The organism is Streptomyces sp. XH2 (assembly GCF_049725035.1).
Lineage (GTDB): Bacteria > Actinomycetota > Actinomycetes > Streptomycetales > Streptomycetaceae > Streptomyces > Streptomyces roseoverticillatus.
On the sequence record NZ_JBMMMZ010000001.1, the window covers coordinates 638,075 to 657,957 of the forward strand.

Here is a 19,883-nt window from a genome sequence, read left to right on the forward strand (position 1 = left end):
GGTTCACTGCTCCTCGGCCACTGCTGTGGCGATCAGCTGAGCGGCTCGTTGCAGCTCGGCTTCGGAGTGTGCCGCCGTGACGCCGAGCCGCAGCCGCGCGCCTCCGATGGGCACCGCAGGCGGGAAGAGAGGGCCGACGAGCAGGCCCTCCCCGACCAGTCGGCGGGCGATCCGCGCCGTACGGTCGACCGTCCCGGTGGGCACGACGACGTGCGCCTGCGATGCCCCGATGCCCACTCCGGCCGCCCGCAGCATCTCGTGCAGGGCCGCGGAGAGCTCCACCGGACGACGCCGCCGCTCGGCTCCCTCCCGGGCCACGACACCGAAGGCTCCGAAGACCGCGCCGACGGTCGCCGGTGACAGGCCGAGCGTGAGGAGATAGGCGCCCGCTGCGTGCCGCAGCAGATCCGCCACGCGTTCGTTCGCGCAGACGCATCCGCCGGTGGAAGCGAAGGACTTGCTGAACGTACCGGTGATCACGTCGACCCGGTCCAGCACTCCCAGGAGCTCGGCCGCGCCGCGCCCCCGAGCGCCGAGGGCGCCCGCGCTGTGCGCCTCGTCCACGATCAGCAGAGACTGATGGCGCTGCGCGAGGCCGGCGATCTCCCGCAACGGCGGCAGGTCGCCGTCGGCGCTGAACAGTCCGGCCACGACGATGAGCCGGCGGCGCGCTTCCTGCGCTTCGCCGGAGTTCAGCAGTTCCTCCAGATGGGCGGTGTCGTTGTGGCGGAACATCCGCACGCCGGCCCCGGACAGCCGGGCCCCCATGGTGATCGAACCGTGGTCGAAGCGGTCCAGGAACACCATGTCTCCCGGCCCGGCCAGCGCGCCGAGCACCCCCAGGTCGGCCTGCGGCCCGGAGGGGAAGAGCAGTGCGGCGGGCCGGTCGAACCACGCGGCGACGGTGCGCTCCAGCTCCTCGTGCAGTTCCGTGAACCCGCCCACCGCCTGACTGCCGTAGGTGCCGGTGCCGAACCGGCGCGGCGCGTCCGCGGCGCGCTCGCGCACCTCGGGATGGTGGGCCGGACCCAGGTAGTCGGCCGAGGCGAGGACGGTGACGTCCCGTTCGGCCGCGCAGCCCGCGGCGCGGACCCGGGCGCGGGTCGGCCCGGCCTGGGCCACCACGGGAAACAGCGGGTAGCGGTCCGCTTTCCGCAGCCGGTCGGTCAGTTCGAGCACGCTGTTGTGGACCGCGCCGAAGTCGGTGGTCGTCATGGGGTGCGTACGCTCCTGGTGAGTTCGTCGACGAGGACGGCCAGCGGCAGCGTGGGCGTGAGCCTGTCCCCGAGGAGCGCCAGGTCCGGGTGGACGTCGTACCGGTCCTGCAGCGCGACCACCGTCTCGGTCAGCAGGAGCGAGTCCAGGCCCAGGGACTCCAGGGTGGCCTGCTCGTCCAGCGCCGCGGCGGAGACGCACAGCCGGGCGGCGAGGAGCCGCTTGACCTCGCCCCGTACGCCTTCCCCCTGTGCTGCTTCGATGCCGGGTGCCGCCGCCGTGCGCACAGGCCGCATTGCCTGTTCCGGTTCCAGTTCCAGCTCCTGCTTGCCTGGTCATGTGGTCATTGCTCCTGGTGTCGCCCGGCCGTGGAGGGCGTGTCGCGGGCGCCGGGGTGACGACCGTCCCTCCCGCCGGAACGATCTTGTCCCCGACGCAGCGGCCCGCCTGGACAGCCGGATTCAGCAGCCGCAGACTCTCGTTGCTCAGGAGCCAACTTTCCTACCCAGTACACGGATCATCCCCAAGCACAAAAGGTGTCCAAGGAGCGATTACGTGCGAACAGTCATCCGTTCGCTTCATCCGCACGGGGCTCAGCGCTTGTGACGCTGCGCATCGGCGATGTGTTGCAGCGTCTCCGGGCTGACCGCCCGGCGCTGGACGTTCTCGGCCGGGGCGGGGAACAGCCCGCCCACGGCGCTGCCCAGCCTGAGGGACAGCGGGGCGACGTTCACCTCGGCCCGGTTGCGCTCGATGGCGTGCAGCGTCTTCATGGCCACGCGTTCAGGACTGACGGTTCCCGTCCCGCGCGGTGCGGCGGCTCCGGTGTCCGCGAACATCCCGGCGTCGCGGACGAAGCCGGGCTGGATGAGGGAGACGCCCATGCCGGAAGGGTGCAGGTCCTGGCGCAGGCCGAGGGCGAAGCCGCGCAGGCCGGACCTGGCGGCGTTGTAGAGCGAGACGCTGGGGGATGCGGCGCGGCCGGAGATCGAACCGATCATGGCGAGGTGGCCCCGTCCGGCTGCGACCATCCGCGGCGCAAGCAGCCGGGCCAGGAGGACCGGGGCCCGCAGATTGACGTCGAGGGCCCGGTCGATCCGCTCGGGGCAATAGCCCAGCACCTGGCCGCTGGCCGGCAGTGCCGCGTTGGCGACGAGGATGTCGACCGGCCCGGCGGCCCGGACGAGCCGTTCGACGCCCTGCCGGTCGCTGAGGTCCGCGACCACCGTCTCGGTGTCGGTGCGCCCAGTGCCGAGGCGAGTGCGGTCAGCGCGTCCGCGCGACGGCCGGTGAGGACGAGCCGGGCTCCGCGGGAGGCCAGAGCATGCGCGAGGGCGTGCCCGATGCCGCCGCCGGCGCCGGTGAGCAGGACACGGGCTTCACTGATCTTCACAAGCTGACTTTCATGAGCTGACTTTCATGAGCCGATCTTCATGGGCTTGCCTTCCATGGGCTGATCCTCATGGGCTGGTCCTCATGAGAGGACTGCTCCTGGAACTCAGCCGGCAGGCCCGGCATCGGCATGTGCGGCAAGGCCGGCTGCGCCCGGCCGGACCGGCCCGGGCTGAGCACTCGTCCGGACCACCGGACGGAAGCCTCTGCCCAGGGTGCCCTCGCGGTGCGCCGCGGCAAGGCCGAGCCGGCGGACTTTGCCGCTGGTCGTCCTGGTCAGCGAGCCGCGCCGCCCCAGGTACACCTCCGGGACGGGGATCCGGAAGTCCCGCAGCACCGCGAGCCTCACGGCGTCCGCGAGCCGGGCCGTGGCCTCCTCGTCCACTCCGCGGGACAGCTCCAGGAAGGGGACGAGGTCCTCGCTGGAGTCCCGCAGGGGCAGGGAGACCGCGGCGGCGGCACTCAGCTGCCCGGGCACGGCTGCCAGGACGGTCTGCTCCACGTCGACGGGAGAGATCGTGCGGCCCGCATAGGACAGTGTTTCCTTGGAACGCCCGATGACGTACAGCTCGCCGTCCATCATGGCGCCCATGTCCCCGGTCGGGACGAAGCCGCCGTCGTCGCGTGCGGGACCCGGTCGGCGGTGCACTCGAAGAAGCCCACATAGCCCTGGCGCTCGTCCGCAGGGCTGTCGGGGTTGACGACGGCAGCGATCCGGCCGAGCGCGGTGCCACCACGGCGCGCCAGGAAGCAGGCTGCCTCGGTGCGTTGCAGGAAGGGGTTGTGGCGCGGGTCGAGGAACCGGCGCCGCTCCCATTCGAGCGGGGGCACCCACTGCGGATGGTCCTCGTACAGCGCGTAGGGAACGCGAAGGAACTCCGTCATGTCAGCCCGGGACTGCACCTTGAGGATGCGGGGGGGGGGCGTCCGGCGCATGAGGAGCGTTCGACGAGGGAGCAGGCACGGGACCTTCCGTACGAGCCGGCCGGGACCGAAGGCCCCTCGACGGCTCCGGCTCACGGCGTCAGAGAAGGCGATGCTCGGACACCTGGGCATCGCCACCGCGGTGGTCCTGCTCGGCCGCCATCACCTCTCCGGGGTGCGGCCGATCCTCATCGTCTACGCAGCACTTGCGCTCTTCGTGCTCGGCTGCGCCGCGGCGGAGCGGCGGATGGGCTCGCGTGCCGTACGACGGGTGCGCACACTTCACCCGCTCGTGTTCGTCGGCCCCCTCTTCGCGGTGGCCGGTCAGCAGGCGCGCCGGCCTACTTGATGCTCCGCGGCCTGGACCGCTACGTCCTCTGCCTGTGCCTGGCTTCCTACCTGTGCTTCCTCGGGTTCATCGCGCTGCCCCTCGCCGGCCCCATCGCCTCTCTCGCCGGCGCCTTCTCGCCCCCGCAGCTCCACGGCTACCTCGCGCAGCCGCTCCAGGCATGGCTCATGGAGAACGCCGACCCGCCGGGCACGTGCTTCCCCTCGTCCCACGTGGCGGGCGCCTGGGCCGGCGCCCTCGCCCTGCGGAGGAGTGACGTGCCGGGAGCGGCCGCGCGCGTCATGACAACCGCGGCCGCCGTCGTGACCGTCGCGGTCGTCTACTGCCGCTACCACTACGTGCTCGACGCGGTAGCCGACACCGCCGTCGCCGCGCTGACCGTGCGGCTCGCCAAGTCGAGCACGCCTGAAGAACTCACCTGAGGAGCTCGGCTGAAGTAGCCGGCTGACGGCGCAGACGCAGAGTCGAGCGCCGCCGTGCCCGGAGGACCGCGGCAGCGCCGGTGGCCGTCCGCTGCCGCTTCGCGTGCTCGCGGCCGGCCGGGTCGCGGCTCTGCTAGTGGTAGTACAGATGCCACTGGTAGTCGTAGCGGCCGGGGTGCCTCTCCTCGCGCTTGCACTGGTACTCACGCCATTTGTGGTCCTGCTTGCCCTGCTCGCCCGCCTTCTTGCAGGACGCCTCATCGTCGTACCAGCCGCCAGGCTTCCAGTTCCCCTGCGCCTCCTCGCTCACGGCACTGCTCGTCGGGGTCGGGGACTCGTCCGACGGAGCCGCGACGGCCGTCCCCGCCGTGCCGGCGAACAGCAGTCCCGCAGTGGCCACCGCCATCGCCGGGGCGAGGCGGAAGTTCCTCGAGTTCACGGGTTTCCCTCTCTCGTTTTTCGGCCTTCGCCCTGATGGTGGGCTCGGAACCCCGCCGTCGGAAGCCGGTGTCCCGGGCGTGCGGAGGCGGGGGTCCCCACCACTCCCGCGCGGGCGGGTTCGAACCTCACGCGGCGTGAGGAGAGGGGGCGGGACGCCGCCCGGGGGAGGCCGAACCCCGGCAGTCCGTGCGCGTGGCCATGTCCGTGCAGGGTGTGCCGCCCCGCGCGGAGCCTCGTCGAGGGAGCGCTGCACACGGGCCACTGTGCTGCGCCGACGTCGCCTCCATCAAGACCGCGGACCAGCAGCCAGGGACACTCCGAGCCGGGCTGCTCGTTGAACCCTGCGCCATGCAGATCTTCGCCCTGAGGAAATGCGCCGCAGCCGCCGTATTCGCCGTACTGTGCGCTTTCCTTCCTCCGGGGTCCGCCCCGGCCGCGGAACCGCCCCGCGTCGTGGACGTCCACACCGCTGACGCCCTCAACGCGGCCTTCGGCACATACGCCGACCGTGACCGTTCACCGCAGCATTGGACCGGCGGGGACAGCACGTACTCCGTACCGACCCCGGCCGGTGAACTGTGGGTGTTCTCCGACACGTTCCTCGGCACCGTACGACCCGACGGCTCCCGCTCCCCCATCGCCGCCGAGGGCGGGACGACCCCCTTTCTGCACAACAGCTTCGTCCTGTCGACCACACGCGGTCTGCGCACTGCGACCGGCCGCGACCAGGCCGGTCAGCCCGCACCTCCGATGGCCGACCCCGACCGCGCGTCCTGGTACTGGGCACGCGCGGGCATCCCGGACGGTCATGGCGTGAGCGTCGTCTACGCCCGCTACACGCGAACGGGCAGCGGCTCCCTGGACATCGCCTGGCAAGGCAACGCGCTGGCCAGGTATCGCACGAACGCCTACAGCAGACCGGCGTCCGTCACCCCGCTGCCGTCCTCCGCGCGCATCGCGTGGGGTGCGTGGCTGGAGCCTCAGGGCAAGTACACGTACATCTACGGAACCGAGCGCACCCGCGAAGGCCGTAGCCACTTGCGCCTCGCCCGGGTGACCGGCCGTGATCTGAGCCGCTCCTGGCAGTACTGGACGACGCGCGGCGTCTGGTCCGGCCGGGAGGCGGACGCCGCCCGGCTGGGCGGCCCCGGAGGCGCGCTGTTCACCTCGGACGAACTCAGCGTGGTGCGGCACGGCTCCTGGTACGCGCTGGTGACCCAGCGCGCGGATGTCCCGTTCAGCGCCGAGACGCAGATCGCCTGGTCGCGCTCCCCCGGCGGCCCCTTCACCCGGCCCCGGACGGTGTACACCGCGCCGGAAGCCGGACCGGCAGGCACCTACCGCAACCCGAACGTCATCGCCTACAACCCCCACGAGCACCCCGAACTCGAACACGGCCCCCGTGACATCGTGCTCTCCTACAACGTCAACAGCCTCGCCCCGGCCGATGTCATCCACCGCGCCGGCATCTACCGGCCGCGATTCCTGCGCCTCACCCTCGCTCCGCACTGACCGGTCAGGCGGGTCTTCGCCGGCGTGCCGAGCCAAGCCCTCACAGGCGGGGCGTACGGAGCAGCTCCCGTTCGGCGACCGCCCGGAAGCTGTTCGGCGGGCGGCCGGTGAGGCGCTGGACGGTGTCGGTGGTCCGGTCCTCGGCCCCGGCGGCGATGGCGCGGTCCATGTCGGCGAGCATCGCGGCGAACGCCGGCGGTATCTGTGCGGCCAGGCGGTCACACAGCTGTTCGCGGGTCAGGGAGCGATGGGCCACGGGGCGGCCGGTGACCTCCGTGAGGATGGTGGCGATGTCGTCGTGGCTGAGCGCTTCCGGCCCGGTCAGCACCAGGTCGGTGCCGGGTGCGCGGTCGTCGGTCAGGGCACGCACGGCGACGGCGGCGATGTCGTCGGCGTCGACGAATCCGACGCGACCGGTTCCCGTGGCGGTGAGGATGACGCCGTCGTCGCGGATGCTGCGGGCGTGGGTGTGTGCGCCGGTGAAGTTCTGCATGAACCAGGAGGGCCGCAGCACCGCCCACTGGTCGAACAGGTCCGGCAGGGCCCGGTGCACCTGTCCCACCGCCGGCCCCCCTTCGGCGATGGCCGAGGCGCTGAGCAGGACCGCGCGGCGCACGTCGGCAGTACGGGCCTGCTGGAGGAAGGGCAGCATGACGGGCGCCGGGTCCGGTTCGCCCACGGGCGGGACGAGGTAGATCCGGTCGGCTCCGGCGAGGGCGTCGCCGAAAGTGGAGGGGTCGTACCAGTCGAAGCGGACGGGTTCCGCACCCGTGACCGGGGTGGCACGGCGGCCGGCGGCCTTGACGCGGTGGCCGGCGGCGACGAGCTGCGCGGCGGTACGGCCGCCTGTGGTGCCGGTGGCGCCGATGACCAGGGTGGTTCCGGTAGCGGTACTGGTGGCGGTGGCGGTCATCGGGCGCTGCTCCGGGTGAAGTCCATGCCGGGTTCGTGGACGGCGAGGGGGTTCCAGTAGTCGCGGTAGGAGGTGAAGCGGCCGTCCTGAACGGATACGACGGCGATGTAGGTCATGTCGAAGGGACCGCCGGTCTTCACCATGCGGCCCACGCCGCGCATCTCGACCACGATGGTCCCGGGGTCGGTGGTCTCGTGGATCCGCACGCCGGGGAAGTCGTGCAGATCGATGTGGTCGGGATAGCCGCGCATGTACGCGGCGACGGCCGTCCTGCCCTCAAGGCGCGCGGGCCAACCCGGTGGGGCGAAGGGGAACTCCATGACGCCGTCCTCGGCCCACAGGCCGAGCCAGGCGGGAATGTCCTTGCCCAGCAGCAGGCGCAGGCTGTGACGGTAGAGATCCGCCGGTGAAGTGGCATCCGTGGAAGTGACGTCCGGTGAAGTGACGTCCGTGGAAGTGCTGGAGGTTCCGGTTGCGGGCACAAGTGTCTCCATCCCGTACGATGCGGACCAGCAGTCCGCTTCCAGGAACAATACGGACCGCCGGTCCGGATTTCAATGAGAGGCACCGCATGACCGAACGCAGGCCGCGCAAGGACGCCACCCGTAACCGCGCAGCCGTGCTCGCAGCCGCCGACGCCCTCTTCGCCCGGTGCGAGCACCCCGAAGAGGTCACGATGGCCGACATCGCCGCGGCGGCGGGCGTGGGCAAGGGAACGCTCTTCCGTGCCTTCGGCGATCGCACCGGGCTGATCCGCGCGCTGTACGAAGCACGGCTCGAACCGGTCAGGAACGCCGTCGAAGAGGGCCCGTCACCACTGGGGCCCGCAACCCCACCGCTCCAGCGCGTACCGGCCCTGCTCGACGCGGTCCTGTGCTTCAAGCTCGACAACCGCCACCTCGCACTGGCCCTGGAGCAGACCGGCGCGGACAGCCCCTACCGCGCGGAGCACTACGGGCGTTGGCACTCCCTGCTCCGGGACCTGCTCGAGCGGATTCCCGGTCCGGCGGACAGCGACTTCACCGCCCACGCCCTGCTCGCCGCCACCCGGGCCGACCTCGTCGAATACCTGGCGGGAGAGCGGCGCACGCCCCGGGAAGAACTCCGCAGGAAACTGGCGGACTTCACCGCGGAAGTCCTCGGCGCACGGGCGCGCACGGGGCCTGCCGCCGAAGGCTGACAACCGACCGGGCGGGGGCCTCCCGGCCCCGGCCGGGCCTGCGCAGGCCGCAGTCGCGGCAGTGGTGTACTGGAAGTATCGCGACGAGAACAGGAGGTGCGGTCATGGCGAGTCTGCGGATCTCCGTTTCCGCCGACTGGGACAAGGGCGTGGCTCGGCAGCTCACCGAGGAGCTGGAGCGCCGCGGTCACGAGGTGATTCCCCACGGCGTGCTCAAGCCCGGCGAGAAGGACGACTGGGCGTTCTGCAGCGAGGCCGCCGCCCGGGACGTGGTGCAGGGACGGGCCGACCAGGCCATCGTGTGCTGCTGGACCGGCACCGGCGCCAGCATCGCGGCCAACAAGGTCCCCGGCGTGCGCGCCGCCCTGTGCACGGACGCCTACACGGCCGGCGGGGCCCGCCGCTGGAACGACGCCAACGTGCTGGCTCTGAGCCTGCGGCTGACCTCCTCCTCGGTGCTCGGTGAGATCCTCGACGCCTGGTTCGAGACCGCACCGAGCGAGGACCCGGTCGATCGGGAGAACATCCAGCAGGTGGAGCGCATCGGCCGCGCGTGAGAGCAGCGAAGGGACGGAACCCGGCGAGCCCCGCCGGACCGGTCAGGACACCGCACCGATCCGAGCTCGCAGCCCTTCGGCGAAGGTGCGCGCCGCCTCCAGGTCGGTGGCGCCGGGCCGTCCCTTGTTGATGCCGCCGACGAGCCGGAACGGAAGCCAGGTGTCGAATCCGCGGCACGAGAAGGTGTCGTTCACTTCCCATCCCTTCTGTTCGAGAACCCGCACGAGGGGCCGGGCGAAGGGCCGGAACCGCGGTTCGGGCAGTCCGCTGGTGGCGAAGACGAACGCCCTGCGTCGTTCCACCTGCGGGAGCGATCGGACGAACTCGCGCAGCCGCGGATGGAACTTCCCCAGGAAGATTCCCGAACCGAATCCCACGAGGTGGCAGGCGGAAAGCTCTGCCACATCGGCCTGTTCGGGGCTGACCACCGAGGCCTCCAGCACCTGGCCCATGGCGTCGGCGATCCTCTTCGTGTTGCCGTGAGACACGGAGGTGCACACGATGACGGCCTTCATGATGAGGCTCCTTTCGCTTCCACGATTCCCGCTGCTGGATACGTTCGGCGAACTCCGCCCGGGGATCGGTCACGCCTCTGGGACACCGTCCGAGCGGCGACCGTGACACCGAAGGGGTGTGATTGCGATCACAAGGCGATGCCGGCGGGCTGGGCCGGCCGGGCGTGGCTCACTCGTCGCCGGCGGGCCGGCGGGCGTCGAAGTCCGGGAAGAGGGTCGCGGCGACGTGCCGGGTGTCGGCGTATTCGATGACGGAGGCGATCTTTCCCTCGCGGACGGTGTAGATGCCGATGCAGCGGTTGTCGTAGGTGCCGCCGTGGACGGTCTCGGCCCGGGAGGTCCATTCGGCGACCACGCGCTCTCCTTCGGCGATCGTGCTGACCAGTTCGACCTCCATGGTGCCGGGGACGAGGATCGGCCCCATGCCGCCGAGGAAGTCGTTGATGATCGCGTCGCGGCCGCGCCACACCTTGGAGATGGGCAGGTCGCCCGGGTAGTGCCAGGTCGCGTCCTCGGCGAAGCTGTCGCGGATGACGCCGGCGTCGCCGTCACGGACGGCCTCGACGTAGCGGATGACGACGGCCCTGGGGTCGGTGCTGGTCATGGTCGTGCTCCTTCGGTGGTTGCTGCTTCCCGGTCGTGCGGAGGACGCGGGCGTCCGGGGACCATCTGACAAGGCGGGGTGGCGGCTCGGCCAACAACACATCCGCCCGGCCGACAACGGATGGTTGTCGCACGGGGTACGCCCACCTATTGGCGCGCACACTCCCCCTATGCCATAAAGGGCGACATGGGGGACACGTTCAGGAACGCCAAAGCTGAAATCAAGATCATCTTTGTCGGTGAGGCAGCGGTGGACGCCTGCCGTTCGCTGGCTCTCGCGCCCGAGGACGGGAAGCACCTCAACGTCTACTTCTGGGACGCCCCGCAGGCGGAAGGCAGCGGCATCCGCCTCCCCCTCGCGGAGGCCGGGGCCATCATCCGGCTGCGCAAGCCGGCCGGGGACGACAAGAGCGACCTCACGACGAAGCTGCGCCCGTGCGACCCGGCCGCCCTGCCCGCGAGGTGGCGCGAGAACCGCAACGGGAAGGGATGGAAATTCAAGATCGAGGAGGACTGGAACGGCTCCGACCGCGTCTGGTCGGCCTCGCTCAAGGCGGACGGGCCCTTCGAGCATCCCGTCGACGAGAACGGAGCCGCCGCCGCGCTCCGGCTCACCCCGGACCAACGCGACCTGCTGGCGAGCGCCGGGGTCCTCGACGGCCATCTGCAGGACACCGTCGCTCTCGGGCCCGTCCGGGCCATCAAATGGAAGCTCCCCCTTCAGGGCCTGCCCCACCCGCTCACCGCCGAGTTCTGGCGGATCGGCGACGACGGGCTGCACTTCCTCGAACTCTCTCTGCGCGCCCGGTCGGCCGACGCCCCGCACGCCCAGGACCTGCTGCGGCGCACCGCCCTGGAACGGGGCCTCAACTGCGCCCCGCAACAGGCGTCGAAGACCCAGACGGTCATGGCCGAGCTCGCCCGGAACCATCTGCGCCGGGCGCTTCAGTGATTGCGCTGAGCGGGTACCGCCCCTGTTCCGGGTGCCCGCCCCTGCCGGGCCACCCGCCCGGACCGCAGCGCTCGCCGTGCGCCGGCGCCCGTGGCTAGATGTTCTGGACAGCCGATTCGCCGGAGGAGAGTGCTCGTGGCCGGACTCGTACGCAAGAACTTCGCTTCGCCGGAGGAAGTGCGCCCCTTCGAGGACGGCAAGGGGCAGCTGGAGTTGGTGGACGTGGGCGCCGGGCCGGTGGGCCGGGCGACGTTCGAACCCGGCTGGCGGTGGTCCCAGCACGTCAAGCCGATCGCCGGGACCGACAGCTGCCAGGCTCCCCATCTGGCGTATGTCGTCTCGGGCCGGATGAAGGTCGTCATGGACGACGGGCAGGACGACGAGTTCGGCCCCGGCGACTGCATGTTCTGCCCGCCCGGGCATGACGCGTGGGTCATCGGTGACGAGCCGTGCGTGGTGATCGACTGGCAGGGCTTCGCCGAATACGCCAAGCGCCGGGCGGGGTAGGCGAGGTCGGTCAGGCCCGTGAGGCCCATTGAGGCCGGCGCCTCCTCTGGCCCTGCCCCTGGCCCTGTCTCTGCCCCTGGTCCTGGTCCTGGTCCTGTCTCTAAACCTGGTCCTGTCTCTGACCCTGGCTTCGGGCGGTTCAGCCGATCGGCCAGCAGCTGACCGCCTTGTAGTGGGTTCCATTGCAGCCGTAGGTCAGGCCGAAGACGCACGGCCCGAGGTTGAACCAGTCGCCTGCACAGCATCCCCAGCAGACTCCGGCGGCGTCGCACTTCGTGTCGCCGTCGAGACACGCAGCCCCGGTGTCGGCAGCAGCGGCTCCGGCGGGCTCCGTCACGCCGCCCGGCACGTGCCGTCCCGGTGGGAAGAGGTCGACACGGGCGGGTTGCCGAGGCGCGGGTGCGGCGACTCCTGCGCGCCGAGGCGAGGTTCCGCACGGCGGCGCCTGCTGCCGCACGAGTCGCAGCAACGAGGTGAGAACCGTGAACTCCGGTGTGCCGGTGTCCTTGAGCGTGAGCCGCACGAGCGGATGTGCGTGATCGTCACACGGTACGTGCTGGAGGGGTTCGACATGATCGATGAGCGGGACGGGGATGGTGATCCAGTCCTTGCACGCCGTCCCCAGGGCGAACCGGATCGCACCCGCCGCATCGGCCGTCTTGGCCATGCCGGTCAGGGTGAGGGGAACCGTGACGGTGTCGGTGCTGAGCGCTTGGAAGAACTCTTCTCCCGTGAATGTCCTGTCCATGATGGGCACCTCACCCGGAAGGCGACTGTTAGGCGGGAATATTCCCCTTGCACTGCTTGATCACTGATTGCGTTGATCGCCCGCTGCAAGCCCGGCGGACGAACAGGTGATCACGCAGACCGTTCGGACGGGTCGATGCCGAGGCCGGAGAGGAATGCCGCGGCCGCCGGGGAGGGCCCGAGGTTGTTCCAGACCAGGAGTTCCTCGCGGGTGGGGGCGTTGCGGACACGGAGGACGTGCAGGCCGCGCAGTTCGCCGGCGACGGCCTCGGGGACCATGCCGATGCCGAGATTGGCCCGGACGAGCTTGGCGAGGGATTCGACGGAGGTGATCTCGAAAGGGGCTTCGGCCGTGAGGCCCGCGGCTTCGAAGGCGGCGTCGCGCTGGCGCCGTGCCGCCGATCCGGTGGGGAAGTCGACGAACGACTCCTGGGCCAGCCGTTGCAGGTCCGTCCGCTTCGTACCGGCGAGCGGGTGTTCCGGCGCCACTACGGCGACCAGTTCGCCGTGCGCCATCTTCTTGACGCGGACGCCCTTGGGACGCGTGCCCGGCACCAGCCCGATGAAGGCCACGTCGAGCGCACCCTGCCGTACTCCTTCGATCAGTTCCTCGCTCATCCCCATGCGCAGGCTGATGCGCACCTCCGGATAGCCGGCCCGGAAGCGACCGAGGACGTCGGCGAGGTCGACGGCGGCGACGGTGGAGATGGCGCCGACGGCCAGCCGGCCCCGGACCACTCCGGTCGCCGCCTCGACCTCGGCTCGGGCCCGGTCGGCCGCTTCCACGGCCTGCCGGGCCACCGGCACGAAGGCCTCTCCGGCCGCGGTGAGGCGCACGCTGCGGCTGGTGCGGTCGAACAGGCGGGTTCCGAGGTCCTTCTCCAGGCGGGCGATCTGGTGGCTGAGGGCGGACTGCACGACGTGGCAGCGCTCCGCGGCACGCGTGAAGCCGCCGGTCTCGGCCACCGCGATCACGTAGCGCATCTGCTGGAGCTCCATCCATCCATCGTAAATCGAGATGGTTTGCATGAAAACAATGTGTTGGACTCATCGATCGTCGCGACGGAAACTCCTTACATGCCATCTGCACGAATACCTGACACACCGGTCGGCCGACAGGGCCTGGGGCGCGGCACCCTGCTCCTGATGGCCGTGGCCTGCGGCCTGTCCGTCGCGGGCAACTACTTCGCACAGCCCCTGCTGGAGATCATCGGTCGCGATCTGCACATGAGCGCCGGAGCTCTGGCCCTGGTGGTCACGGTCGGACAGGTCGGCTACGCGCTCGGCCTCATCCTGCTCGTGCCGCTCGGCGACCTCGCCGAACGCCGCGGGCTGGCCACGGGCCTGTGCGCCGCAACGGCCGCCTTCCTGGTCGTGACAGCGAGCGCGCCCAACGCCGCCGTGCTGCTGACCGGCATCGCACTGACCGGGCTCACCTCGGTGGCCGCGCAGGTGGTCGTCCCCTACGCGGCGACCCTGGCCTCGCCGGAGAAGCGCGGGAGCACCGTGGGCACGGTGATGACCGGCCTGCTGCTGGGCATCCTGCTCGCCCGCACCGCGGCCGGTCTGCTGTCCGGTCTCGGCGGCTGGCGCACGGTCTACTGGGTCAACGCCGTCCTCATGGCCGTCATGGCCGTCCTCCTGTACCGCGCCCTCCCCCGGCTGCGCACCCCCGTCGGCCTGTCCTACCCCCGGCTGCTGGGCTCCACCTTCGCGCTCTTCGCACACGAACCGGTGCTGCGGCGCCGCGCTCTGATGGGCGGGCTGTCCTTCGCCGCCTTCAGCGTGCTCTGGACCGCCATGACCTTCCTGCTCTCCGGTCCCTCCTACGACTGGTCCGCTTCCGCCATCGGACTGCTCGGCCTCGTCGGCGCCGCCGGATCCCTCTCGGCCTCGGTGACCGGGCGGCTGGCCGACCGCGGCCTGGTCCACCGCGTCACCGGCATCGGCGCCGTCCTCCTGCTCGCCTCCTGGGGACTGCTCGGGCTCGGGGGCTTCGGCGGAGCCTGGTCCCTGATCGCCCTGCTGGCCGGAGTGATCGTGCTGGACGCCGCCGTCCAAGGCGTGCACATCAGCAATCAGAACCTCGTCTACGCGCTCCGCCCCGAAGCCCGCAACCGGCTCAACTCCGCCTACATGACCTCCTACTTCGTCGGCGGCGCCCTGGGCTCCGCGCTCACCTCGGCCGTGTGGAGCGCGTACCACTGGGCCGGAGTCTGCGTGCTGGGCGCAGCGCTCTCGGCGGCCCTGGTCCTGGTCTGGCTGGCCGAGCCCCGGTCAACACGCCACCAGGCATCGCGCACCATCACCGTCGCCCGGTCCCCGGTGGCCCGTCCGAAGCCGACTGCGGCGGACACTGCCCAGTGACCCAGTGACCCAGTGACCCGGTGATCCGGCCCGGTGAGCCGGTGAGCTGGTGAGCTGGTGAGCTGGGACGAGCTTCAGTCCGGGGGTTCGTCCTCCGCTGCTTCCCCGGTGCCGCCCTTCCTGCCGGTTCGCTCGCCAGGGGCCTCAGCGTTGGCGTTCTTCCGGCCCCGGCGGGCAGGCGGGCCCGCCGTGCCGCGCTCCGGAGCCACCCTCGCCTGCTGGTCCTGCATGTCGCGGGGCACGGCCTTGCCGCGTCCCGCTGGTTTCTCGTCGCGCCGGCCGCTCATGGCCGAGTCCTCCTGCCGTGGCCGGAGCGCGCCCCCGGCTCCCGTGCCCCACGAGCCCGTTCGCGAGGCTCGTGGCGTGCGTCCTTGGGCTGGTGCCGGGCCATCTCGGCCACCTCCGTGATCACGAGCGTTCTCCCCTCCGCACGGACGCGGTGGGACGTCACCCGGGTACCCGGAGGCCGTCAGCACATGCAGGACCGACGCCGCCCGCGGAGACGACGACCCGATCGGCCTATCGGGCCTCTGCCGCCTCGATGCGGTGCAAGGTCACCTCTGTGAGTGTCCCGTCCACCGCACAAGCCGTCATGTACGTACGGTAAGGCTGGCGGCGCCGGTCGGTGGGAGAGCCGGGATTCAGCAAGCGCAGGCCACCGGGTGCAGTGGTGTCCCAGGGAATGTGGCTGTGGCCGAAGACCAGGACGTCTGTGCGGGGGAAGCGTTCGGCACAGCGTTTCTCCCGGCCCTGCGCCGGGCCGGTCTCATGGACGACCGCGAAGCGCACTCCGCCGAGCTCGGCATGAGCGATCTCGGGCAGGCGGGCGCGCAGGCAGGGACCGTCGTTGTTGCCGTAGACGGCGACAAGGAGGCGCGCACGGGCGGTGAACAGTTCCAGAGTGGCCGTATCGGTCCAGTCACCGGCATGGAAGACGGCATCCGCATCGTCGATCGCGTCGAGAAGCGGCTGCGGCAGTGCCCGGGCCCGGGCGGGCACGTGGGTGTCGGACGTCAGGAGCAGCCGCATGAACGGCACTGTATCCCCGGGCCACGGCCGCGGTTGGCAGGAGCGCTACTCCGCAGGGTTGTCGCGCAGCCATGCCAAGACCTGCTGGGCATGGGCGTCGGGAGGGAAGACCGGGTAGAAGACGTGCTCGATCGCCCCGTCACGGATGACGAGAGTGAGCCGCTTGAACAGCGTCACCCCGTCGAAGGCGAACGTGGGGAGGCCGAGCGCTGCGGCCAGGCTCAGCCGAGGATCGGAGAGCATCGCGAACGGCAGCCGGAGCCGCTCGACGACCTCGCGCTGATAGCCGGTGTCCTGGCTGGACAGGCCGAAGACTCCCTGCGCTCCGGCCGCGAGAAGCTCATGGTGGTGGTCGCGGAAGTCGCATGCTTCCGCGGTGCAGCCCCGTGCTCCGGGAATGGCCTCCCAGCCGTGCGAGATGTCGGCGTCGGGGCGGCCCGTGAGCGGGTAGACGTACACGATCGTGCGGCCGGTGCCCAGTGCATGAATGCAGACCTTCTCGCCTGTGGTGCTGGCCAGCTCGATGCGGGGCACCACCAGGCCCGGAAGGTGGTCGGCCGCCCCGTCGTCTTCCGGAACAGGCAGATTCTCAGGCAGCCGGTGCAGGTCGCTCATGGGGTGTTCTCCGTGCTCTCCGTCGTCGGGGAATGGGATGCTGCTGTTCCGATAGGCGGCCTGCCTCAGGTGGTGCATGAGGATCGCGCGGCGGGCGGTCAGGGCCTCGATCCGTTCGGTCAGCTCGTCAACGGCCTCGCGATAGCCGGCCAGCGACTCCGGGCAGTCGTCGGCATGCTGCCGTCCGGCCGCCAGGCACGCCAGGAACGGCCGCGTCCGCTCGACCGGGATGCCGAGACTGCTGAGAGTCCTGATCTCGCGCACCAGACGCGCGTCGTCCTCGGTGTAGTCCCTGTACCCGTTGGCCAGACGGCGTGGGGCGACCAATCCCAGCGATTCGTAGTACCGCACCGCTTTGATCGTCACGCCGGCGCGTCCGGCCAGCTCACCTATCTTCATGCCGCTCACCGTTCATCTCCACGAACGCTAAACCTTGCCCTCAAGGGCAAGGTCAACTCCTGTCCGGAGGCTTTCACGGATCGCCGTTCATGGACTCCACACCCCCGACCCCGGGGCGGGGCTGCTACCGGCCTCCGGCAAGCCGCGGAAAGAGGGCTTCCGCATTGGCGCGGTTGACGGCGTGCAACTGTCCGGGCGTCCCGGCCGGCCGTGGCCTCGTACGCGCGAGAAGCGACGCGAGAAGCCGGTGGCATGGGGAACTGCGGCAACACGTGCTTCGTTGGCGGGGCATGGGGACGACCATGAGACCGGGACATCACGGCACCGGGCCCGGGGAGATCACTCCGGACGGCTGTGCCGTCGAGTTCTACGCGCGTCTGCCCGTCGGGGAAGAACCCGACATCATCGCGGCCGCCGTACCGGCGCGTGCGCGCATCCTGGAGCTGGGGTGCGGGGTGGGGCGTGTGACCCGGCCCCTGCTGGAGCGGGGCTTCACGGTCACGGCCGTGGACGAGTCGCCGCAGATGCTCGACCGTGTGCGCGGGGCACGCACGGTGTGCAGCCCCATCGAGAACCTCGACCTGGGCGAGACGTACGACGTGGTGCTGCTCGCCTCCTTCCTCGTGCACACCGGAGACGCCGGACTGCGGCGGGCACTGCTGCGCACCTGTGCCCGGCATCTCGCGCCGGGCGGCTGCGTACTGATCCAGCGCGAGGGCGAGGATTACCACACGAACGTGCCGCGCGAGCGCACCGACCCCAGCGGTTTCACCACGCGGGTCGCCTCGGTGGAGCCGGCCGGTGACGGGGTGAACTCGCTCCGCGTGGAGTACGAGTTCCCGGACGCCACGTGGACGCAGACGTTCCTGGCCCGGCCTCTGACGGCAGAACAGTTCGAGGCCGCCCTGGCGGAGGCCGGCCTGAAGGTGGACGCGTACCTGACGGAGGACCGCATCTGGGTACGCGCGGTCCTCGCGACCTAGGGAGCATCCACCAGGCCCGCCCGCCGGCCCCGCCCCTGCCGTCGGCACTGTCGCCGACGCCGGCGACGTCGTCGCGGACGGCCGGCGCTCGGCGCACGGTTCAGCGCGGTGCCCACCTGCCCGGTTCCCTCACGCATGCCGTCGTTGGCGTACCGTCGGAACGAAGCCGTGTTCGGGGGCGGCCGACGGGCACAAAAGGGGGATGGTCATGGACGAACCGTATGGAACCTGGCCTGCGCTCGGGGTGGGCATCGGCTGGCGGGACGAGATCGACATCGTCGTGGAGCACCTCCCGGGCGTCGAATGGATCGAGGTCGTCGCCGAGAACATCTGTCCGGAGCACCTGCCGACATCGATCCGGCTCCTGCGTGAGCGTCAAGTCCCCGTCATTCCGCACGGCGTTGCCCTCGGCCTGGGCGGCGCCGACACTCCCGACACGGCGCGACTGGAAAGGCTCGCCCGGGTCGCGACGGCTTTGGACGCTCCGCTGGTGACGGAACACGTGGCCTTCGTGAGGAGCGGAGGGATGGAGGCGGGGCACCTGCTTCCGGTACCGCGCACCCGCGAGGCGCTGGAGGTGATCGCGGAGAACGTCCGGATCGCACAGCAGGAGCTGCCCGTACCGCTGGCGCTGGAGAACATCGCCCCTCATTTCGCCTGGCCCGAGGATGAGCTGTCCGAAGCGCAGTTCCTTGCCGAACTCGCCGATCGGACGGGCGTGGGGCTGCTCGTCGACGTCGCCAACCTCTACACCAGGCAGGTCAATCTGGGGCTGGACGCCGCGGCCGAGATCGCCGCGCTGCCGACGGAGATGATCTCGTACGTCCACGTGGCGGGCGGCCGGCTGATCGACGGGGTGTGGTACGACACGCACGAACACCCCCTCTCCCATCCCGTACTTGAACTGTTGGCGGAACTGTGCGGGCGCATGAAGCCTCCCGGAGTGCTGCTGGAGCGGGACGGCAACTACCCCCCGCCTCGCGAACTGGCGGGTGAACTGGAGATGATCCGCAAGGTGCTGCAGGGAAATGCGGCGGAACGCCCCCGGCCGCCCGCACTGCCCGCGCTCCCCGCCTCCAAGTGACCGGGGACCGCAACAAGCAGGAGAAGATGACGGAGCAGACCCGCACCGCGGGCCGTATCATCTCGATTGCCCGGCTCATTCGGCGTCAATCGCCCGGAGAACCGAGGGGAATTCATGTGGACCATACCCTTCCTCATCTGTACCGCACTCGTGGTTGCGGGCACATGGCACCTCCGTAAAACGTTCTTGTCCCTGCAGCGCTCCTCCGCCCCGGGTGGACTCCCGGCGCAGGAGCTCTCTCTGTACGACGCCGCCTACCTCCACGGCGGTACGGCGCACGCAGCAGTGACCGCCTTCCTGGCCATGCGCCTCGAAGGCAGGCTGATCCTTTCCCGCTCCGGCACGGCCACGGTGACGGATCCCGCCCCGCGCAATGGCGTCGAAGCCGCGATCGTCGACGCGGCCGGTCCCACCCGGCAAAGGGCGCTGCGTGAACTGGCCCGTGGCGTGCGCACCAGCGAGGCAATCCGGGCGATCGGCCTACGGCTGACCCGTGAAGGAGTTATGCCGCAGCCCGTCGGGGTGGACCGGTTCCGCAAACTGGCCAAGTCCCGGGCATTCCACGGCTGGATGCTCGTCGCGGCGCTTGTCGTCGGGGTCGTGACCGTACCGCTCGCCACGGCGACCGGAAATGGAGGCCTGCCCTCCCTGCTCGCTTTCCTTCTCCTTCTGGCGCTGGGCTCCGTACCGGTTGTTCGCTATCGGATTCCGGACCCCTTCAGGATCGGCAACGGCCACCGGCAACAGCTCGCGTCGCTGCAGGGCGACGCTGCCTGGCAGCCGGCCGATGCGGGGCTCGCCACGGAGACCACCGCGACGATCAAACCCTTTGCGCTGGGCAGTACCAGCCACGTTCCGGGTATGGCGGACGACGAGGTGCAAACGCTTCTCGACGAGTTCAGGACTGCCGCATCCGTCAGCAGTCGGCGGTCGGCAGCCACCGCAGCCACCGCCACCGCCGCGGCGAGTGCGGCTGCCGCCGGCTATGCAAGCGGGTTCACGCCATCGAGCCGGGGCGGATGCGGTGGCAGCAGCGAGCCGGCCGGAGGCCATAGCAGTTGCGGGGGCCACAGTTGCGGCGGATGTGGAGGAGGGTGCGGCGGCTGCGGGGGCTGACAGAGCCCCCTCCGTCTGCTGCAGACCTCGTCGTCAACCACCGTCCGCACCCACGAGGAG

General features: G+C 70.7%; 25 protein-coding genes and 1 pseudogene. 11 read left to right on the forward strand and 15 right to left on the reverse strand.

What is annotated here, in order from left to right:
• Positions 1 to 3 precede the first annotated feature (3 nt).
• The 5 genes and pseudogenes from ACOTKD_RS02955 to ACOTKD_RS02975 all read right to left on the reverse strand — a co-directional run bounded on the left by ACOTKD_RS02955 (position 4) and on the right by ACOTKD_RS02975 (position 3,492).
• The gene (locus tag ACOTKD_RS02955) at positions 4 to 1,215 is read right to left on the reverse strand and encodes an aminotransferase class I/II-fold pyridoxal phosphate-dependent enzyme (protein ID WP_424887232.1); all 1,212 of its coding nucleotides are present in this window, start codon (positions 1,213 to 1,215) and stop codon (positions 4 to 6) included.
• Complete coding sequence (locus tag ACOTKD_RS02960; RefSeq protein WP_424887233.1) at positions 1,212 to 1,511, reverse strand: acyl carrier protein; 300 nt, start codon at positions 1,509 to 1,511, stop codon at positions 1,212 to 1,214. The genes ACOTKD_RS02955 and ACOTKD_RS02960 overlap by 4 nt, the downstream gene beginning before the upstream one ends.
• 297 nt (positions 1,512 to 1,808) lie before the next feature.
• A pseudogene (locus ACOTKD_RS02965) lies at positions 1,809 to 2,560 on the reverse strand (SDR family NAD(P)-dependent oxidoreductase).
• A gap of 153 nt (positions 2,561 to 2,713) precedes the next feature.
• Positions 2,714 to 3,199: a hypothetical protein gene (locus ACOTKD_RS02970; RefSeq protein ID WP_424887234.1), complete on the reverse strand. Its 486-nt coding sequence runs from the start codon at positions 3,197 to 3,199 to the stop codon at positions 2,714 to 2,716.
• Positions 3,187 to 3,492: a hypothetical protein gene (locus ACOTKD_RS02975; RefSeq protein ID WP_424887235.1), complete on the reverse strand. Its 306-nt coding sequence runs from the start codon at positions 3,490 to 3,492 to the stop codon at positions 3,187 to 3,189. Before ACOTKD_RS02975 ends, ACOTKD_RS02970 begins: the two co-directional genes overlap by 13 nt.
• Before the next feature lie 151 nt (positions 3,493 to 3,643).
• On the opposite strand from ACOTKD_RS02975, the gene ACOTKD_RS02980 reads away from it, so the two are divergent.
• Entirely contained in the window at positions 3,644 to 3,880 is a 237-nt protein-coding gene (locus ACOTKD_RS02980; RefSeq protein ID WP_424887236.1) for a hypothetical protein, read from the forward strand.
• On the forward strand, positions 3,880 to 4,302 hold the full coding sequence (locus tag ACOTKD_RS02985; protein ID WP_424887377.1) for a phosphatase PAP2 family protein: 423 nt from the start codon (positions 3,880 to 3,882) through the stop codon (positions 4,300 to 4,302). Before ACOTKD_RS02980 ends, ACOTKD_RS02985 begins: the two co-directional genes overlap by 1 nt.
• 133 nt (positions 4,303 to 4,435) lie before the next feature.
• On the opposite strand, the gene ACOTKD_RS02990 is transcribed toward ACOTKD_RS02985, so the two are convergent.
• The gene (locus ACOTKD_RS02990; protein ID WP_424887237.1) at positions 4,436 to 4,741 is read right to left on the reverse strand and encodes a hypothetical protein; all 306 of its coding nucleotides are present in this window, start codon (positions 4,739 to 4,741) and stop codon (positions 4,436 to 4,438) included.
• Positions 4,742 to 5,196: 455 nt separating this feature from the next.
• Between ACOTKD_RS02990 and ACOTKD_RS02995 the strand changes: the two genes are divergently transcribed.
• Positions 5,197 to 6,255, forward strand: coding sequence for a hypothetical protein (locus tag ACOTKD_RS02995; RefSeq protein ID WP_424887238.1), 1,059 nt, complete (start codon positions 5,197 to 5,199; stop codon positions 6,253 to 6,255).
• 40 nt (positions 6,256 to 6,295) lie between these two features.
• Here the strand turns inward: ACOTKD_RS02995 and ACOTKD_RS03000 are convergent, their stop codons facing one another.
• Both ACOTKD_RS03000 and ACOTKD_RS03005 read right to left on the reverse strand, forming a co-directional pair.
• Positions 6,296 to 7,168, reverse strand: coding sequence for an NAD(P)H-binding protein (locus ACOTKD_RS03000; RefSeq protein WP_424887239.1), 873 nt, complete (start codon positions 7,166 to 7,168; stop codon positions 6,296 to 6,298).
• Positions 7,165 to 7,551, reverse strand: coding sequence for a nuclear transport factor 2 family protein (locus ACOTKD_RS03005; protein WP_424887378.1), 387 nt, complete (start codon positions 7,549 to 7,551; stop codon positions 7,165 to 7,167). Before ACOTKD_RS03005 ends, ACOTKD_RS03000 begins: the two co-directional genes overlap by 4 nt.
• Positions 7,552 to 7,739: 188 nt before the next feature.
• On the opposite strand from ACOTKD_RS03005, the gene ACOTKD_RS03010 reads away from it, so the two are divergent.
• Entirely contained in the window at positions 7,740 to 8,348 is a 609-nt protein-coding gene (locus tag ACOTKD_RS03010) for a TetR/AcrR family transcriptional regulator (protein WP_424887240.1), read from the forward strand.
• Positions 8,349 to 8,461: 113 nt separating this feature from the next.
• A complete protein-coding gene (locus ACOTKD_RS03015) occupies positions 8,462 to 8,905 on the forward strand; it encodes an RpiB/LacA/LacB family sugar-phosphate isomerase (protein WP_424887379.1) in 444 nt (147 codons plus the stop codon).
• 42 nt (positions 8,906 to 8,947) lie between these two features.
• Here the strand turns inward: ACOTKD_RS03015 and ACOTKD_RS03020 are convergent, their stop codons facing one another.
• Positions 8,948 to 9,421 carry a flavodoxin family protein gene (locus ACOTKD_RS03020; protein ID WP_424887241.1) on the reverse strand — a complete coding sequence of 158 codons (474 nt, stop codon included), beginning with the start codon at positions 9,419 to 9,421 and terminating at the stop codon, positions 8,948 to 8,950.
• A 169-nt stretch (positions 9,422 to 9,590) separates the two neighbouring features.
• A complete protein-coding gene (locus ACOTKD_RS03025) occupies positions 9,591 to 10,025 on the reverse strand; it encodes a nuclear transport factor 2 family protein (protein WP_424887242.1) in 435 nt (144 codons plus the stop codon).
• Positions 10,026 to 10,211: 186 nt separating this feature from the next.
• Between ACOTKD_RS03025 and ACOTKD_RS03030 the strand changes: the two genes are divergently transcribed.
• Both ACOTKD_RS03030 and ACOTKD_RS03035 read left to right on the forward strand, forming a co-directional pair.
• On the forward strand, positions 10,212 to 10,976 hold the full coding sequence (locus ACOTKD_RS03030; RefSeq protein ID WP_424887243.1) for a hypothetical protein: 765 nt from the start codon (positions 10,212 to 10,214) through the stop codon (positions 10,974 to 10,976).
• Between the two features lie 135 nt (positions 10,977 to 11,111).
• Positions 11,112 to 11,483, forward strand: coding sequence for a cupin domain-containing protein (locus ACOTKD_RS03035; protein WP_424887244.1), 372 nt, complete (start codon positions 11,112 to 11,114; stop codon positions 11,481 to 11,483).
• Positions 11,484 to 11,622: 139 nt separating this feature from the next.
• Here ACOTKD_RS03035 and ACOTKD_RS03040 read toward each other — a convergent pair whose 3' ends face one another.
• Positions 11,623 to 12,231, reverse strand: coding sequence for a hypothetical protein (locus ACOTKD_RS03040; RefSeq protein ID WP_424887245.1), 609 nt, complete (start codon positions 12,229 to 12,231; stop codon positions 11,623 to 11,625).
• A gap of 110 nt (positions 12,232 to 12,341) precedes the next feature.
• On the reverse strand, positions 12,342 to 13,229 hold the full coding sequence (locus ACOTKD_RS03045; RefSeq protein WP_424887246.1) for a LysR family transcriptional regulator: 888 nt from the start codon (positions 13,227 to 13,229) through the stop codon (positions 12,342 to 12,344).
• 78 nt (positions 13,230 to 13,307) lie between these two features.
• Between ACOTKD_RS03045 and ACOTKD_RS03050 the strand changes: the two genes are divergently transcribed.
• Entirely contained in the window at positions 13,308 to 14,597 is a 1,290-nt protein-coding gene (locus ACOTKD_RS03050) for an MFS transporter (protein ID WP_424887247.1), read from the forward strand.
• Between the two features lie 74 nt (positions 14,598 to 14,671).
• Here ACOTKD_RS03050 and ACOTKD_RS03055 read toward each other — a convergent pair whose 3' ends face one another.
• From ACOTKD_RS03055 to ACOTKD_RS03065, 3 genes are all read right to left on the reverse strand, one after another.
• Positions 14,672 to 14,884: a hypothetical protein gene (locus ACOTKD_RS03055; protein ID WP_424887248.1), complete on the reverse strand. Its 213-nt coding sequence runs from the start codon at positions 14,882 to 14,884 to the stop codon at positions 14,672 to 14,674.
• Between the two features lie 232 nt (positions 14,885 to 15,116).
• Positions 15,117 to 15,626 (reverse strand): metallophosphoesterase family protein, encoded by a 510-nt coding sequence (locus ACOTKD_RS03060; protein WP_424887249.1) that lies wholly within the window; start codon positions 15,624 to 15,626, stop codon positions 15,117 to 15,119.
• 45 nt (positions 15,627 to 15,671) lie between these two features.
• Positions 15,672 to 16,640, reverse strand: coding sequence for a MerR family transcriptional regulator (locus tag ACOTKD_RS03065; protein WP_424887250.1), 969 nt, complete (start codon positions 16,638 to 16,640; stop codon positions 15,672 to 15,674).
• Between the two features lie 302 nt (positions 16,641 to 16,942).
• On the opposite strand from ACOTKD_RS03065, the gene ACOTKD_RS03070 reads away from it, so the two are divergent.
• The 3 genes from ACOTKD_RS03070 to ACOTKD_RS03080 all read left to right on the forward strand — a co-directional run bounded on the left by ACOTKD_RS03070 (position 16,943) and on the right by ACOTKD_RS03080 (position 19,823).
• The gene (locus ACOTKD_RS03070) at positions 16,943 to 17,623 is read left to right on the forward strand and encodes a class I SAM-dependent methyltransferase (RefSeq protein WP_424887251.1); all 681 of its coding nucleotides are present in this window, start codon (positions 16,943 to 16,945) and stop codon (positions 17,621 to 17,623) included.
• A gap of 208 nt (positions 17,624 to 17,831) precedes the next feature.
• The gene (locus tag ACOTKD_RS03075; protein WP_424887252.1) at positions 17,832 to 18,707 is read left to right on the forward strand and encodes a DUF692 domain-containing protein; all 876 of its coding nucleotides are present in this window, start codon (positions 17,832 to 17,834) and stop codon (positions 18,705 to 18,707) included.
• 114 nt (positions 18,708 to 18,821) lie between these two features.
• Positions 18,822 to 19,823: a TIGR04222 domain-containing membrane protein gene (locus ACOTKD_RS03080; RefSeq protein ID WP_424887253.1), complete on the forward strand. Its 1,002-nt coding sequence runs from the start codon at positions 18,822 to 18,824 to the stop codon at positions 19,821 to 19,823.
• The last annotated feature ends 60 nt before the right edge of the window (positions 19,824 to 19,883 follow it).